Source organism: Oleiphilus sp. HI0132 (genome assembly GCF_001635845.1).
Map to the genome: position 1 here is coordinate 1 of NZ_LWGJ01000870.1, position 15,025 is coordinate 15,025.

10 protein-coding genes are annotated in these 15,025 nt (G+C 46.2%); 6 read left to right on the forward strand and 4 right to left on the reverse strand.

The window, feature by feature from the left end; all coding sequences use genetic code 11:
• Positions 1-227 precede the first annotated feature (227 nt).
• The 5 genes from A3766_RS09780 to A3766_RS09800 all read left to right on the forward strand — a co-directional run bounded on the left by A3766_RS09780 (position 228) and on the right by A3766_RS09800 (position 7,860).
• Positions 228-3,971 carry a nitrate reductase subunit alpha gene (locus tag A3766_RS09780; protein ID WP_068508662.1) on the forward strand — a complete coding sequence of 1,248 codons (3,744 nt, stop codon included), beginning with the start codon at positions 228-230 and terminating at the stop codon, positions 3,969-3,971.
• A gap of 2 nt (positions 3,972-3,973) precedes the next feature.
• Positions 3,974-5,512 (forward strand): nitrate reductase subunit beta, encoded by a 1,539-nt coding sequence (narH, locus tag A3766_RS09785; protein ID WP_068508661.1) that lies wholly within the window; start codon positions 3,974-3,976, stop codon positions 5,510-5,512.
• A gap of 1 nt (position 5,513) precedes the next feature.
• Positions 5,514-6,278 (forward strand): nitrate reductase molybdenum cofactor assembly chaperone, encoded by a 765-nt coding sequence (narJ, locus tag A3766_RS09790; protein ID WP_068508660.1) that lies wholly within the window; start codon positions 5,514-5,516, stop codon positions 6,276-6,278.
• Positions 6,279-6,282: 4 nt separating this feature from the next.
• Positions 6,283-6,966 (forward strand): respiratory nitrate reductase subunit gamma, encoded by a 684-nt coding sequence (gene narI, locus A3766_RS09795; RefSeq protein ID WP_068508659.1) that lies wholly within the window; start codon positions 6,283-6,285, stop codon positions 6,964-6,966.
• A gap of 117 nt (positions 6,967-7,083) precedes the next feature.
• A complete protein-coding gene (locus tag A3766_RS09800; protein ID WP_068508658.1) occupies positions 7,084-7,860 on the forward strand; it encodes a peptidylprolyl isomerase in 777 nt (258 codons plus the stop codon).
• Between the two features lie 38 nt (positions 7,861-7,898).
• Here A3766_RS09800 and A3766_RS09805 read toward each other — a convergent pair whose 3' ends face one another.
• On the reverse strand, positions 7,899-8,735 hold the full coding sequence (locus A3766_RS09805; protein WP_197470226.1) for an ABC transporter permease: 837 nt from the start codon (positions 8,733-8,735) through the stop codon (positions 7,899-7,901).
• A 102-nt stretch (positions 8,736-8,837) separates the two neighbouring features.
• On the opposite strand from A3766_RS09805, the gene A3766_RS09810 reads away from it, so the two are divergent.
• Positions 8,838-10,334 carry a DUF3336 domain-containing protein gene (locus tag A3766_RS09810; protein ID WP_197470227.1) on the forward strand — a complete coding sequence of 499 codons (1,497 nt, stop codon included), beginning with the start codon at positions 8,838-8,840 and terminating at the stop codon, positions 10,332-10,334.
• Between the two features lies 1 nt (position 10,335).
• Here A3766_RS09810 and A3766_RS09815 read toward each other — a convergent pair whose 3' ends face one another.
• From A3766_RS09815 to recG, 3 genes are all read right to left on the reverse strand, one after another.
• Positions 10,336-11,274, reverse strand: a complete 939-nt coding sequence (locus A3766_RS09815; RefSeq protein WP_068642148.1) for a sel1 repeat family protein — start codon at positions 11,272-11,274, stop codon at positions 10,336-10,338.
• A gap of 129 nt (positions 11,275-11,403) precedes the next feature.
• Positions 11,404-12,819: an aminoacyl-tRNA deacylase and HDOD domain-containing protein gene (locus tag A3766_RS09820; protein WP_197470228.1), complete on the reverse strand. Its 1,416-nt coding sequence runs from the start codon at positions 12,817-12,819 to the stop codon at positions 11,404-11,406.
• A gap of 80 nt (positions 12,820-12,899) precedes the next feature.
• Positions 12,900-14,993 (reverse strand): ATP-dependent DNA helicase RecG, encoded by a 2,094-nt coding sequence (gene recG / locus A3766_RS09825; protein ID WP_068508654.1) that lies wholly within the window; start codon positions 14,991-14,993, stop codon positions 12,900-12,902.
• Positions 14,994-15,025 lie beyond the last annotated feature (32 nt).

Sequence of the window (15,025 nt, forward strand, 5' to 3'; positions counted from 1 at the left end):
GGTAGTTTGGCTGTTTTATGACCAGAGCCGCCTGGTGTAAATTGATGCAAATCAATTTCAATATTCTTGCCCCTCCATATACTGAGAGCAATCGCACTAATGGAGTCGTGTTATGTACACAATACTGCCAATGTGCTTTGAATATCAATTGTTCAAAAATAATCGTTTGTTTGGCCATGACAGAAGTTAAGTGATGGGAATAAACAAACAAGGGTGAGGAACCACAAATGAGTCAGTTTTTAGACAGGTTACGTTTTTTCAAAACGAAAAAGCAGGACTTTGCCTCTGGGCATGGCGTAACAACCAACGAGGATCGTGGCTGGGAGGATGGCTATCGCCGTCGTTGGCAGCACGATAAAATTGTACGATCAACACATGGGGTCAACTGTACTGGCTCATGTAGTTGGAAGATTTATGTTAAGGATGGCCTGGTAACCTGGGAAACCCAGCAAACTGATTATCCTCGTACGCGCCCTGACCTTCCTAACCACGAGCCACGCGGCTGTCCTCGTGGTGCGAGTTATTCCTGGTACATCTATAGTGCAAACCGCTTGAAGTATCCAAAGGTACGTAAAGCTCTATTGAAGCTATGGCGCGAAGCTAAAGCCCAGCATAGTGACCCGGTTAAAGCTTGGGAATCGATTGTTAACGATCCGGCAAAAGCTAAATCCTACAAAGAAAAACGTGGTATGGGCGGCTTGGTTCGTTCTGACTGGAAAGAAGTTAATGAGCTGATTGCTGCTTCTAACGTTTACACTGCTAAGAAATATGGTCCTGACCGTATTACCGGCTTCTCGCCAATTCCTGCGATGTCGATGGTTTCTTATGCGGCAGGTGCTCGTTACTTATCCTTGATCGGTGGTAACTGCCTAAGCTTCTATGACTGGTACTGTGATTTGCCACCAGCATCTCCTCAGATTTGGGGTGAGCAGACTGACGTACCAGAATCTGCAGACTGGTATAACTCTGGCTACATCATTGCTTGGGGTTCTAATGTTCCACAAACGCGTACACCTGATGCTCACTTCTTCACAGAAGTTCGTTATAAGGGTACGAAGACTGTATCGGTTACACCTGATTACTCAGAAGTTGCAAAACTGACGGACGAGTGGATTCACGCGAAGCAAGGTACAGACTCAGCGGTAGCGATGGCAATGGGTCACGTTATTCTGAAAGAGTTTCACGTAGATAAGCCAAGTGCTTACTTCACTGAATACGTGCGTACCAAGACTGATTTCCCTTACTTGGTTATGTTAGAAGAGTCTGATCAAGGCTTACAGCAAGGTCGCTTCCTAAGAGCCTCTGATCTCGATGGTAACTTGGGTCAAGAAAACAACCCTGAGTGGAAGACGATTGCAGTTAACGATGCGAGCAATGAGTTGGTTTCACCTACCGGTTCAATAGGTTATCGCTGGGGTGAAAAAGGTAAGTGGAATATTGATCAGCTAGACGGTAATACCGGCGAAGAGATCAAATTAGGCTTATCACTAAAAGATAGTGCAGACGAAGTGGTTGAAGTTTCCTTCCCTTACTTCGGTGGACAAGAGCACGAATACGGTTATTTTGATCATACTGATCACGATGCGAATCAACTACGTAAAGTACCTGCTAAGAAAATTAAGTTAGCAGATGGTAGTGAGAAGTTGGTTGCAACTGTATTTGACCTGACTCTTGCAAACTACGGTGTTGAGCACGGTTTAAACTGTGCAAATTCAGCATCAAGTTTTGACGAAGACAAGCCATACACGCCAGCATGGCAAGAAAAAATCACCGGTACGCCGCGTGAGCAGATCATCAAGATCGCACGAGAGTTTGCAGACAATGCAAACAAGACGACTGGTCGCAGCATGATCATTATCGGTGCGGCGATGAACCACTGGTACAACATGGACATGAACTACCGTGGCGTTATCAACATGTTGATGATGTGTGGTTGTATCGGTCAATCTGGTGGCGGTTGGGCTCACTATGTTGGACAAGAGAAGTTGCGTCCTCAGTGTGGTTGGCTACCGCTAGCATTTGGTTTGGATTGGCAGCGTCCACCACGTCAAATGAACGGTACCTCTTTCTTCTACAATCACGCAAACCAATGGCGTTATGAGAAATTGGAAATGGAAGAGGTTGTGTCACCTTTGGCTGATAAGTCTAAGTGGCAAGCTTCTATCATTGACTACAATACGCGTGCAGAGCGTATGGGTTGGTTGCCATCAGCACCTCAATTAGCAATTAACCCATTGCAGTTGACTAAAGATGCTGAGAAGGCAGGTAAAACTCCTCAAGAATACACGGTTGATCAATTGAAGAACGGTTCTTTGAAGTTTGCTTGTGAAGATCCGGATGATGTTCAAAACCATCCTCATAATATGTTTATCTGGCGTTCAAACCTATTAGGTTCGTCAGGTAAGGGTCATGAATACATGCTTCGTCACCTTCTAGGTACTAAGAACGGTCTTCAAGGTAAAGACCTTGATGAACGTGGCGCCAAGAAGCCAGAAGATGTTAAGTGGCACGATACGCCAGTCGAGGGTAAGGTCGACTTGCTAGTGACGCTAGACTTCCGTATGTCGACTACCTGCTTGTATTCAGATGTTGTATTACCTACAGCAACTTGGTACGAAAAAGACGATATGAATACGTCGGATATGCATCCGTTTATTCACCCTCTTTCTAAAGCGATTGACCCGGTTTGGGAATCGAGATCTGACTGGGATATCTTCAAAGGTATTGCCAAGAAGTTCTCTGAACTTTGTGAAGGCCACTTGGGTGTTGAGAAAGATTTGGTCACGGTACCGCTTCAGCACGACACACCAGGAGAGCTTGCTCAGCCAGAGGGTGTGAAAGCATGGTGGAAAGGTGAGTGTGACCTGATTCCAGGTAAGACGGCACCAAACCTAGCCGTTGTTGAACGTGATTACCCGAATACCTATAAGCGCTTTACTTCGCTTGGCCCATTGCTAGAGAAACTAGGTAATGGTGGTAAGGGTATTACTTGGAACACTGAAGATGAAGTGAAGTTCTTGGGTGAGCTTAACTATAAGCACACTGAAGAAGGCGCGCATCAGGGTCGTCCGAAGATTGAGTCGGCAATTGATGCCTCTGAAGTGATCTTGAGCCTGGCACCAGAAACTAATGGTCAGGTAGCGGTTAAAGCATGGGCTGCACTGTCAGAGTTTACCGGTAAAGATCACACACACTTGGCTAAGCCGAAAGAAGAGGAAAAAATCCGCTTCCGCGACATTCAGGCGCAGCCTCGTAAGATCATCTCTTCTCCTACCTGGTCAGGTCTGGAAGATGAGCACGTATCTTATAACGCAGGTTATACCAACGTACACGAGTTGATTCCATGGAGAACAGTGACAGGTCGTCAGCAGTTCTATCAGGATCATGAGTGGATGCGTGACTTCGGTGAAACCCAGTGCTTGTATAAGCCACCAGTTAACATGAAGACAGTTAAGCCTTTGTTAGACAAGAAACCAAACGGCAACAAAGAGATCGTATTGAACTGGATTACACCTCACCAGAAATGGGGTATCCACTCAACCTACTCTGATAACTTGTTGATGTTGACCCTTTCACGTGGTGGTCCGATTGTTTGGATCTCGGAAGTTGATGCAGCAAAAGCAGGCATCGAAGATAACGATTGGATCGAAGTGTTCAATGTTAACGGTGCCATTGCATGTCGTGCGGTCGTTTCCCAGCGTGTAAACGAAGGTATGAGCTTGATGTATCACGCACAGGAACGACAAATAAATATGCCGGGGGCTGAAACAACCAAGACACGTGGTGGTATGCATAACTCTGTTACAAGAGCGGTTATGAAGCCTACTCACATGATCGGTGGTTACGCACAGCAAGCATACGGATTTAACTACTACGGTACCGTTGGCTGTAACCGAGATGAATTTGTAATCGTCCGTAAGATGGACAAAGTTGACTGGTTGGACGAGTCGTCTGAAGAGCGAGGAGCATAGCGATGAAAGTACGTGCACAAATAGGCATGGTCCTGAACCTGGACAAATGTATCGGCTGTCACACTTGTTCTATCACTTGTAAGAACGTATGGACGAGCCGTGACGGTGTTGAATACGCTTGGTTTAACAATGTTGAATCTAAGCCAGGCGTGGGTTTCCCTAAAGAGTGGGAAAACCAGGAAAAATGGAACGGCGGTTGGGTCCGTGGTAACGATGGTAAGTTGACACCGCGTCAAGGTAACAAGATGCGTGTGTTGGCGAATATCTTCGGTAACCCTGACCTACCCGAAATCGATGACTACTATGAGCCATTCGATTACGACTACGAGCATCTGCATACTGCGCCAGAAAGCAAGCATCAGCCAACGGCTCGTCCGAAGTCGCTGATCACTGGCAAAATCATGGAGAAGATCAACTGGGGCCCAAACTGGGAAGAGATTCTAGGTACGGAGTTCGCTAAACGTAAAGTTGATTCAAACTTCAATGAAGTAGCGCAGAAAGACATCTACGGTCAGTTCGAAAAGACCTTTATGATGTACTTGCCACGCTTATGTGAGCACTGTTTGAATCCGGCTTGTGTTGCAAGTTGTCCTTCAGGTGCGATCTACAAGCGTGAAGAAGACGGTATCGTATTGATCGACCAAGACAAGTGTCGTGGTTGGAGAATGTGTGTATCGGGTTGCCCATACAAGAAGATCTACTACAACTGGAAGTCTGGTAAGTCAGAGAAGTGTATTTTCTGTTACCCACGTATCGAAGCGGGCCAGCCAACAGTTTGTTCTGAGACTTGTGTAGGTCGTATCCGTTACTTGGGTGTACTTCTTTATGATGCAGACCGTATCGAAGAAGCAGCAGCAACGCCGCTAGAGAAAGATTTGTACCAGGCACAGTTGGATATCTTCCTAGATCCAAATGATCCTAAAGTGCAAGATGCGGCACGCGCTGAAGGCATTCCTGATAGCTGGATTGAGTCGGCTCAAGCATCACCTGTTTATAAGATGGCAATGGACTGGAAAGTAGCGCTACCGTTACACCCAGAGTACCGTACGCTGCCAATGGTTTGGTACATCCCACCACTATCCCCAATCCAGAATGCTGCTGAGCAGGGTCGTATTGGTATGGACGGTGTGATTCCAGACATTAAGTCACTGCGTATTCCGGTACGGTACTTGGCTAATTTGCTAACGGCCGGTGAAGAAGCGCCAGTTGTGAATGCACTAGAAAGAATGCTGGCAATGCGTTCATTCAAGCGTTCACAGCAAGTAGAAGGCAAAGAAGATCTGGAAGTTTTGAAGAAGACGGGTTTAACAGCCTTACAGGTTGAAGAAATGTATCGTTACATGGCGATTGCTAACTACGAAGACCGTTTCGTCGTGCCATCAAGCCATAAAGCTTACGCAGAAGATGCTTACGACATGAAGAGTTCATGTGGTTTCAGCTTCGGCAATGGCTGTAGCGATGGTAACAACGAAGTCAACATGTTTGGTGGTAACAAACCAAGTAACCGAGCGAATATCATCGCGGTTTCAGGAGGTGACTAAGATGGATACTTCAAATGCGAAGGTGCTAGCTGTTGTATCTTGTTTGATGGATTACCCACGGGAAGACATCCTTCTTTACAAAGGTGAATTGGATCAAGTGGTAGCGGAGGCTGGCCTAGCGCCAGCCATCGAAACCAAGTTGCTGGCGTTTATTGAAAACCGGGCAGCGATGGATCTAATGGACTGGCAGAGTGAATACGGTGGTCTATTCGATCGTGGACGTTCGGTCGCGCTATGGTTGTTTGAGCACGTACACGGCGAATCCCGTGATCGTGGCCAGGCAATGGTAGATCTGGTCGATATGTACCGCGAAGCAGGTTTAGAGCTGGACAAGCACGAGTTGCCTGACTACATCCCCTTGTTCCTGGAGTTTCTCTCAACCCAAGGTAAAGAGAACGCCCAGAATTGGTTGCAGGAAATGGAGCATATTTTAGGCTTGATCCAGTGTCGCTTGGAAAAACGTAAAAGTGATTACTCGGTTTTGTTTGAGGCGCTTCTGGACTTTGCTGACAGTAAGATCGAATTGGACGAAATTCGTGAGCAAATCGCTGATGAGAAGCGAGATGACACGAAAAAAGCAATCGACAAAGAATGGGAAGAGGAAGAAGTGAAGTTTGGTGCTGAGTCACTAGATAAAAGCTGCGAGTCTTCAACGCGTCGACCCAGCGAAGCTCAGCGTCGTGACCAAGATATCCCGGTTAACTGGGTAGGTTTTGATGCCACGCCGTCCTCGTCACAATCTTCTATCTCCGATAAGAGAGGATAAGAAAATGGATTACTTAAATCATTTATTCTTTGGAATTTACCCCTACATTGCTTTGGCAGTGTTCGTTTTAGGTTCGATTGTGCGTTACGACCGCGATCAATATACCTGGAAAACTGGTTCAAGCCAGATGTTAGAAAGTGCTCAATTACGAAAAGGCAGCCGCCCTTTCCACGTGGGTATCATTATGGTTTTGATGGGGCACTTTGTGGGCCTATTAACGCCACATGTGGTATGGGAAACACTTGGCGTAAGCGATAGTTTCAAGCAAATGGTCGCAATGGGCATGGGTGGCTTCTTTGGCCTGGTGTGCTTATATGGCTTGGTGATTCTTGTTAAGCGTCGTTTAGGTAATGAGCGAGTGCGAGCGACTAGCTCAAGAATGGATATCCTTATCCTACTCTTGTTGTTGGTTCAGCTACTACTAGGCTTGATCTCGATCTTCGTATCGATGGGTCACCTGGATGGTGTTGAAATGGTTAAGCTAATGAGCTGGGCGCAAAATATGGTCTTGTTTAACGGCGTTGAAGCTTCAGCAGCGATTGCTGATGTTCACCCAATCTTTAAGCTACACGTAGCCTTGGGTATGACTTTGTTCTTGGTCTTCCCATTCAGCCGTTTAGTTCATGTTTGGAGTGTGCCAGTTAAGTACTTCTCTCGTAACTATCAGGTTGTACGTAGTAAGGCTTAATAGCCATCTTATCCCCGCAAAGCGCGGGGATATTTTCAAAGGGGTCAGACTCGATTGAAACCTTAGTTTCAATCGAGTCTGACCCCTTTGAAAATATAGACTAAGTTGGAGTTAGATATGATCCGAGTGAATCAAACAGAATTTGATGAAACAGCCATCGTCAAAGAAATGCAGTACCACGTGGCCCAAACGCACACGGAATCGAAAAATAAGGCTTGTGAGTCTCTGATTATCAGTGAGCTTCTTAAGCAGCGTGCTGAAGCTTTAAATCTAGCAGGTGGTGCAAAGAGCCAAGAAGCCCAGAGTACTGAAGATGCGTTTCTTGAAGCTTTGTTAGATACCGAAGTCGAAGTACCTTCGGCCAGTGAAGATGATTGCCGTCAGTATTTTGAAGCAAATCCTAAAAAATTCATGACCAGCCCCTTGGTCGAGGCGCGTCATATCTTGCTTGATGCATCACCCGATGATGCCAATGCTCGTTCCGAAGCAACGGAACTGGCAGAGCAACTGATTAAACGCTTACAAGAAAATATTGGGCAGTTTGAAGAGCTGGCCAAGATGCATTCCAAATGCCCTTCAAAAGAGACGGGTGGTCACCTTGGGCAGCTTGGTAAAGGCCAAACTGTGCCAGAATTCGAACGTCAGTTATTCAATTGTCCTGAAGGTTTAGCCAGTGCGCCAATCGAAAGCCGTTATGGTGTGCATGTTGTTTTCATTAACCACAAAGAAGAAGGTAAAGCTTTACCTTATGAGATGGTTAAAGAACGAATTTCTGATTACCTGAATGAAAAGGTTAGACGTAAAGCGATTGCCCAGTATATTCATTCATTAATTATGGATGCCGACATTGAAGGTTTCGACTTTAGTGTGTCCGACTCCCCTTTAATGCAGTAAGCTCCCCATATTTGGGGTCAGAGTAAAAATGGCTGTTTTTACTCTGACTCCAATTTCTTATCTAATAATGATCGGCTCAAGGTCATAAAAATGACTGAAGAGATCCCTGCAGCGGCAAATAGCATACACATCACCATTATCTGATAGCGAGCGGCAATAAAAGGCGATACGCCAGAGAGTATTTGCCCCGTCATCATTCCAGGTAGCGAGACCAGACCGACGGCGAACATTGCATTGATATTTGGAATCATTGCCGTGTTGAAAGCCGTATTCCGTGCAGTTTCGTAAACATGGCCACTACGAAGTTCAGCCTGTAAACGTTCGCCAGCCAAACTAATGCTGGTCATTGAGGTTGCAAAAATCATCCCGGCTAGTGGAATCATATAACGTGGCAAGTACCAAGGGTCTAGCTGTAACACTAGCTGTGTGACCAGAGCAAGCATTAAACCGCCACCAATAAATACCGCAATCAGCGCTTTACTGAATAACTGAAAGCGTCCCTTTGTTGATAGTGCGTTGTTGCCAGTGCTATCTGACAGCGTGTTTAGAGATATCCAGCTCGATGCCAGCATCATCACTGATAGAACAGCCAAGGTGAGCAAGCTGCTTTCTGATTCGAAGATCATGATCAGCGCGTAGCCAATTAATAGCAGCTGGAGTAGCATGCGGATGATTGAGTAACAGGCTTTTCCGTATGCCAGCCCCCAATATCGCATTAGAGCAATCACAAAGAAAGTAGGGATAAAAGCGATGAGCAAGCGTTCAAAGGGAATGATTTCAATAGTCATCGGAAACTCGAAGTGATTGAAAGGACGGCGCGTATCATAACATGGAGCAGAGTAAAGCGATGGCACTTCAAGAATGATCTGGGTCATACAAAACCTGAAGAATACTCATAAAATGGTAAATAATACGGCGAAAAGTGGTATCTCCTGTTAAGCTTGAAAGCAATCATGACTTTACTTCGGAGAGTACGAGTGTTTTTTGAAAGCTCATCCAAGAAACTAGCTAAGCTTGAAATCAACATGGCCGCTGCAGAAAGCTATCAGGCTTGGTGCAGTGCGGCAGAAAAACATGACCTGGCTTCGGGTGCCAGCGAATGGAAAGAGCTTGAGCATACAAGCGAATATGACTACAAACAGATTCGTCATCGTCTAGAAGCTCTTCAGAGGCTTCGTCGAGACAACAATTATCATGGCTTACTGTTCGCTCTGAATGAAGGTATACATGGCAATATGGGGGGAATGGGTAAGCCTGTTCTCTATAACCATGCCAAGTATGGTACGAAGAAACTTATCGAAGAGTATGTCGATGAGATAGTTGAGTCCATAGAGCATATCGCAGAATTAGATGCCTCGCAGATCGATTATGAAGAGCGCCTAGACTTCTTTCATCGAGCCAGCCTTTGCTACGGCCGAACAGCGCTGATGCTCAGTGGCGGCGGTGCACTTGGACATTTCCACATTGGTGTTGTAAAAGCCTTGCTTCAGCAAAATCTTCTACCAAGTGTTATATCAGGCGCTAGTGCGGGCTCGGTCATTACAGCCATATTTGGTACGCATACAGATTTGGAGCTAAAAGAACTCATTCAGCCAGTGAGAATGTTAGCTGAGGCGAAAGAAAATGCAGGCTGGCTTAAAAAGCTCTTGTATGGAAAGAGAAAGCGCGCTGATATCAAAGATTTTGAAGAGCATGTGCTCAATCGTTTGGTACCTGATCTGACCTTCCAAGAAGCGTATGAACTCACAGGCCGTCGGATCAATATTTCCGTAGCGCCTGCAGAACTCCATCAGACCTCTCGTTTGTTGAATGCGATTACTTCACCAAATGTTTATATTCGTACTGCTGTGCTTGCTTCGTGTGCAGTGCCCGGTATTTTCCCTTCTGTCATGTTGGAAGCGAAGAATGAGCTTGGTGAGCGTCAAGCCTATCTACCCACACGACGCTGGATAGACGGTTCTTTTAGTGATGACTTGCCGGCTAAGCGTTTGGCTCGTTTATACGATGTGAATCACTATATCGGAAGTTTGATTAATCCGATCGTATTGTTTACTAAAGATGGTTGGGATAACACGAGAATTCCAAGTTGGGTACGCTGGCTAACGCATAAGAGTGCTAGCCGTTTTGCCAAAGCAACTTGTGCCGTGAGTCAGAAATATACTCCAAACTGGACGCGTTTTAATGTCTTGATGAATACCGTTGCCTCGGTGCTAAACCAGGAATACAGCGCCAATATTAATGTCTACCCGGATTTTAGAAAATTCGATTTTCGGCAAATACTTAGCCCGCTGTCTGAAGCCGAGTTACTAGAGCTGGTTCGACAAGGGGAATTGGCAACCTGGTCACAGATGGAGCGAATTCGTATTACCAGCAAAGTAGAGCGAACGCTGGAGCGAATTTTGGAAGAATATGGAGAAAATGACCTGCTACATGCGAAGATGAAGCGGCGTAAGAAACAGGTTCAAAAAACCTAAGTTAGTGCATGTCCAGCTGTAGGGACATTTTATCAATAGGCGTTACTGAAAGTAGTGATTTCATACAACGCTTTGAGTCGTAGCCGCACAAAGCGATCTCCTCATCCGAAAATATCCAGGGTTTGCCAGATTCATACAATTCCAAGCGGGCGTTGAGAGATGCTTGGTACTGCTCCATATAGTGGTGCTTGGCGCTATAGTATTTTAAACTCGATAAAGCATCCCTTTGCGTGATTACTGCTCGTTCGAATAAACCATTAGCCGCATAAACGGCAGCAGCAGTGTCTAGAAAAAGAGGGCGGTCTGAAAGGTCCTCATCATCGATGATATCCTCTATCATTTCTAAAGCACGTTGCGGGTTTCTAAATGAATCATTGGGATATGTTGCCAGCCACCAAGCATAGAAAGCATTGGAGCTGTCAAAAACCTGGTTTTCAATCGATTTCTCAAAATAGTAGCGTGCATTGTCAAGATTACGCTCAGTCCCGTGCCCAACCAGGCTGCTATGCGCTAATACTGCCAATGCCCAATAATACTCCTGGTACTTTTCGCTTTTCAGGATTTTAAAAGCTAATGACTTATCTGGCTCTTCAGTGTCAGCAAGAATTTGGTAGGCTTTTATCAAGGGTATGTAATAGTCATAAGCTTGGTCATAGCGCCCATAATCTGCTTTTTCTGCGATATCGAGATAAAGACGGGATTTTTCCAGATCTCTAGGGACTTGATAGTCGAGGATATAAAGGTTCGCTGCATGCAATGCGGGAATTCGGTAGCCGAGCTTTGCGTCCTGCTCGAAATAATGAAGGGCTTCAGGATAGTTGTGTGCTTCTAGATTTTGTAAGGCTTGTCTAAAGTTCGTTGCACAGGCGCTGAGTTGGATTACTAGAGCTATCACTAGTGAGAGTTTTATTGCACGACTGATCAAATTACCACTAAACACTACCGGCTATCCTTATTTAAATAATCCTTCAGCTATTCTACCACTGGTTTAGAGTATGTACACTTTAATGAAATATAAATAGAGAAAGGCCGAGACGATGTCCGGGCTTTCTCTAACAAGTAAAGTAAACTAACGCCCCATGAGACCCGCCACGGCTGCAACATCATCTTTGCTTTCCAGTAATTGTGCCAAAGCTTCCTCGGCTTTTTCTGGTGTGATGTGCAGACGGGTATAAATACTTTCATCAAGTTTGTCGGCTGGTTTAGGAACAACGCCTGCGTCAGCCAGCATATGTTGAGTGAGCTGCAGTAAACCGGCGTATTCAGCATTTACACCTTCGAAGGCCTGATTCTTTTGGTGTCTCAAGCCAATAATGACTTCTTCTGGCATATTCCAGACAGACATCAGCTGGCTACCAATTTGTTCACGAGTAATGCCCAGTAAGAAGTGCTCAATATAGCCACTGTCTAAATGGGGGTTTGCTTCAATATAGCGACACATCAACGAGAAGTGAGGCGGGAAGACGTGTGCAAGCACCAAATAACCAAAGTTATGCAGCAAGCCCGAAAGATAAGACAAGCCGAAACTGGGGCGATAAGTCGGGTCAATTTTGCTTAGAATTGAGGTCGTACCTAGAGCTAGCCACATGGCTTGCTGCCAATAGGGGGCATAACCTTTTGGCTCATCCTTAGGAACTTTTAGTGTTCTTCCCAGAGCTAAACCCATTGCCAGGTTCATCACCATATCAAAGCCCAATACCCTGATGATCGCGTCGTGAACTGACTTGATCTTTCCGGGTGCATTGTAAAATGAGCTGGAAGCCCAGCTAACTACCTGAGCAGCAAGGCTTGGATCTTTTTCGATGATATCTGCCAGTTCATCAGCGCCTGCATCAGGGTTGGAGCGAAGGCGAATAATTTCTTGTGCACTCTGAGGCAGAGGTGGAAGCTCAAGAGTGTCTTCCAAGCGCTGTTTAATACGTAAGGAGGTAAACTTCTCAATCGCTTGATTGATCTGCTCAAGGTCACTGCCTGGTTGATTTATGTTGTAAGGTATCGATGATAGAGGCACTGCAAAGCTTTCGACTTTAGCTTTTCTAGTTGAGGCTGAAAAGGCCTCTTTACTCAGCTTGATCAGTTTATCTGCTTCATCGGTTTCGATATAGACGGTATCCTGTTCGATGACACGAGCATCGACAATCGCCGGTAAACCGGTGATATCCGGAATAGCCGGAAGCGTTTTGATGCTATGCACGGCGATTAGGCTGTGTACATCCTCATGTGGCAGCGCTTCGAATGAGCGCCCTACCTTACTGTTCAAACTGTCGACATCCAGCATACTGTCGGCTAAAAATATTAGCTGCGAACGCCCTAGTGTGTCTGCCATCAAGATGGTTTTCAGAATCTGGCTATCGGGAATGCCTTCACGGTCAACTAACACTGGCTGGTCCGCTTCAGTCAAATTAATTTCGGCATCATTCTGGTATTGTTCAAAAACTTTATTCACCACCGCGGGTATCATGTCATTTAACTCTTTGTTATCCATAAGCGTTTCCATATCAATAAGCTAAGTGTAGATCAATCCAGCAAAACAGTTCGTCAATTTAGTCGAAGGTAACAAAAATACTAAACTTCGCCATAAACACGCTTTGCGCCGACCCATCGACGAATCAATAGTTCACTGAGCTTGGAGTCCTCAAACACTTGTGCAGCCATGGTTTTGACTTCAGGAAGCCAATTTTGGTCACGTTGAAGGTCTGCAATCCGAAATTCGACCATACCGGTTTGCCGGGTACCCAGAACTTCACCAGGGCCTCTTAACTCCAGATCTTTCTCGGCAATGACAAAGCCATCGTTACTTTCGCGCATTACACTTAAGCGCTCTTTGCCATTGGCGGATAGAGGTGGGTGGTACATTAGCGCACAATAGCTTTTTAAAGCGCCCCTTCCTACGCGGCCGCGCAACTGATGTAGCTGGGCGAGCCCTAAGCGCTCAGGGTTTTCAATAACGATAAGGTTCGCATTGGGAACGTCCACACCGACTTCAATAACAGTCGTAGCAACCAATACATCAATACGCCCTTCTTTGAACTGATCCATGATTAGGCTTTTATCCTGAGCCTTCATTCGCCCATGAACCAAGGCGACAACCAAACCTCCTAGCTGAGCTTGTAACCAGGCCAGGCTTTCCTCTGCAGCCTGACACTGCAGGGCTTCAGATTCTTCTATAAGAGTGCAAACCCAATAGGCCTGACAGCCGGCTTCACAAGATTTTCTAACCCGTTCAACCATTTCGGAGCGTCGACTATCTGGAATGGCAAAGGTTTCTATTTTTTGTCTGCCTGGGGGGAGTTCATCGATTACCGAGGTGTCGAGGTCGGCGTAGGCGCTCATTGCCAATGTCCGGGGTATGGGCGTGGCGGTCATAATGAGCTGATGTGGCACCAAACCGGAGTCTTGCCCTTTGTTTTTTAAGGATAAACGCTGGTGAACACCAAAGCGGTGTTGCTCGTCGATAATCGCCAGGGCCAAGCGTGAAAACTTCACTTCATCTTGAAACAAAGCATGTGTGCCGATGACGACTTGAGCATTACCCGATGCGATTTTTCCCAAGGCGGCTGCTCGGGTCTTGCCCTTTGACTTACCACTTAGCCATGCGATTTCTATCGAGTTGCCATCAGGAAGCTTAAGCTCGGCAAACCACTGACTGAAGTTCAATAGATGTTGCTCGGCAAGAATTTCAGTGGGAGCCATTAAAGCGACTTGAGCACCCGACTCTACAACCTTTAAGGCTGCCAAGGCCGCAACGATGGTCTTACCTGAGCCGACATCGCCTTGTACCAATCGTAGCATGGGGAAGGCTTGGCCTAGGTCATGGTCGACGTCGCTGCACACTTTTTTTTGTGCACCGGTTAGTTCAAAGGGGAGCTGCTCAAGCAGTTGAGTGCCTAGCTGGCTATTATTCTGGCAAGGCAAGGCTTGGTGACTTTGTACGCCTTTGCGGAGTTTTAACAGACTTAAGTGATGCCCGAGTAATTCTTCAACAATAAGGCGTTGCTGACATAAATGCCGCCCTTCTAGCAAAGCGAGTTGGTCGGCTTCGGTTGGTGGAGCATGTAAGTAACTTAGTGCATGTTTAAGTTCCGGTAGCTGGTAGGCTTTTCGAATGCTAGGCGGCAGTAGATCGCGGACATCGCAGCGATCCAGCCAGCCAAGCGCTTGACGACAGATTGCACGGAGTCTTGCTTGTTGAATTCCTTCGGTTAAGGGATAAACCGGAGTTAAAGTTTCGGGTGCGGTATTCTTCTCGTCCCCTGTGATGATATTGTACTCAGGGTGATAGAATTCTATTCCCAGCTTTCCAAGCCTGGCCTCACCATAGCAACGCAGGTAGGTACCTTTTTGAAGTTGCCGGGCTTGAGCTGCGCTGAAGTGATAAAAACGCAGTGTAACGGTGCCGCTGGCGTCTTTTACTTTGACTTCTAGACTACGCCTTCTTCCATGAACGACTCTACTACCGAGCACTTCCACTTCAAACAAGCCTTGCATGCCGGGGCGAAGCGAGGCTGCAGAGTGAATACGAGTTCGGTCTTCGTAACGAAAAGGCAGGTGGAAGAGTAGGTCCTGCATGTTGTGAATATCGAGCTTGGAAAGTGTTTCAGCCAGTTTGGCGCCCACACCTTTTAACTGCGTAAGCTCTATTTCCTCCAGCGCTGCCATGCCGATTTAACCCTTTTGTGTGAGTGCAGGTA

Bases quoted from the DNA above. Each gene is read 5' to 3' on its own strand.
- narI (WP_068508659.1), top strand. From the start codon at position 6,283: ATGGATTACTTAAATCATTTATTCTTTGGAATTTACCCCTACATTGCT.
- A3766_RS09820 (WP_197470228.1), bottom strand. From the start codon at position 12,819: ATGGATAACAAAGAGTTAAATGACATGATACCCGCGGTGGTGAATAAA.
- A3766_RS09805 (WP_197470226.1), bottom strand. From the start codon at position 8,735: ATGACCCAGATCATTCTTGAAGTGCCATCGCTTTACTCTGCTCCATGT.
- A3766_RS09780 (WP_068508662.1), top strand. From the start codon at position 228: ATGAGTCAGTTTTTAGACAGGTTACGTTTTTTCAAAACGAAAAAGCAG.
- narJ (WP_068508660.1), top strand. From the start codon at position 5,514: ATGGATACTTCAAATGCGAAGGTGCTAGCTGTTGTATCTTGTTTGATG.
- narH (WP_068508661.1), top strand. From the start codon at position 3,974: ATGAAAGTACGTGCACAAATAGGCATGGTCCTGAACCTGGACAAATGT.
- A3766_RS09800 (WP_068508658.1), top strand. From the start codon at position 7,084: ATGATCCGAGTGAATCAAACAGAATTTGATGAAACAGCCATCGTCAAA.
- recG (WP_068508654.1), bottom strand. From the start codon at position 14,993: ATGGCAGCGCTGGAGGAAATAGAGCTTACGCAGTTAAAAGGTGTGGGC.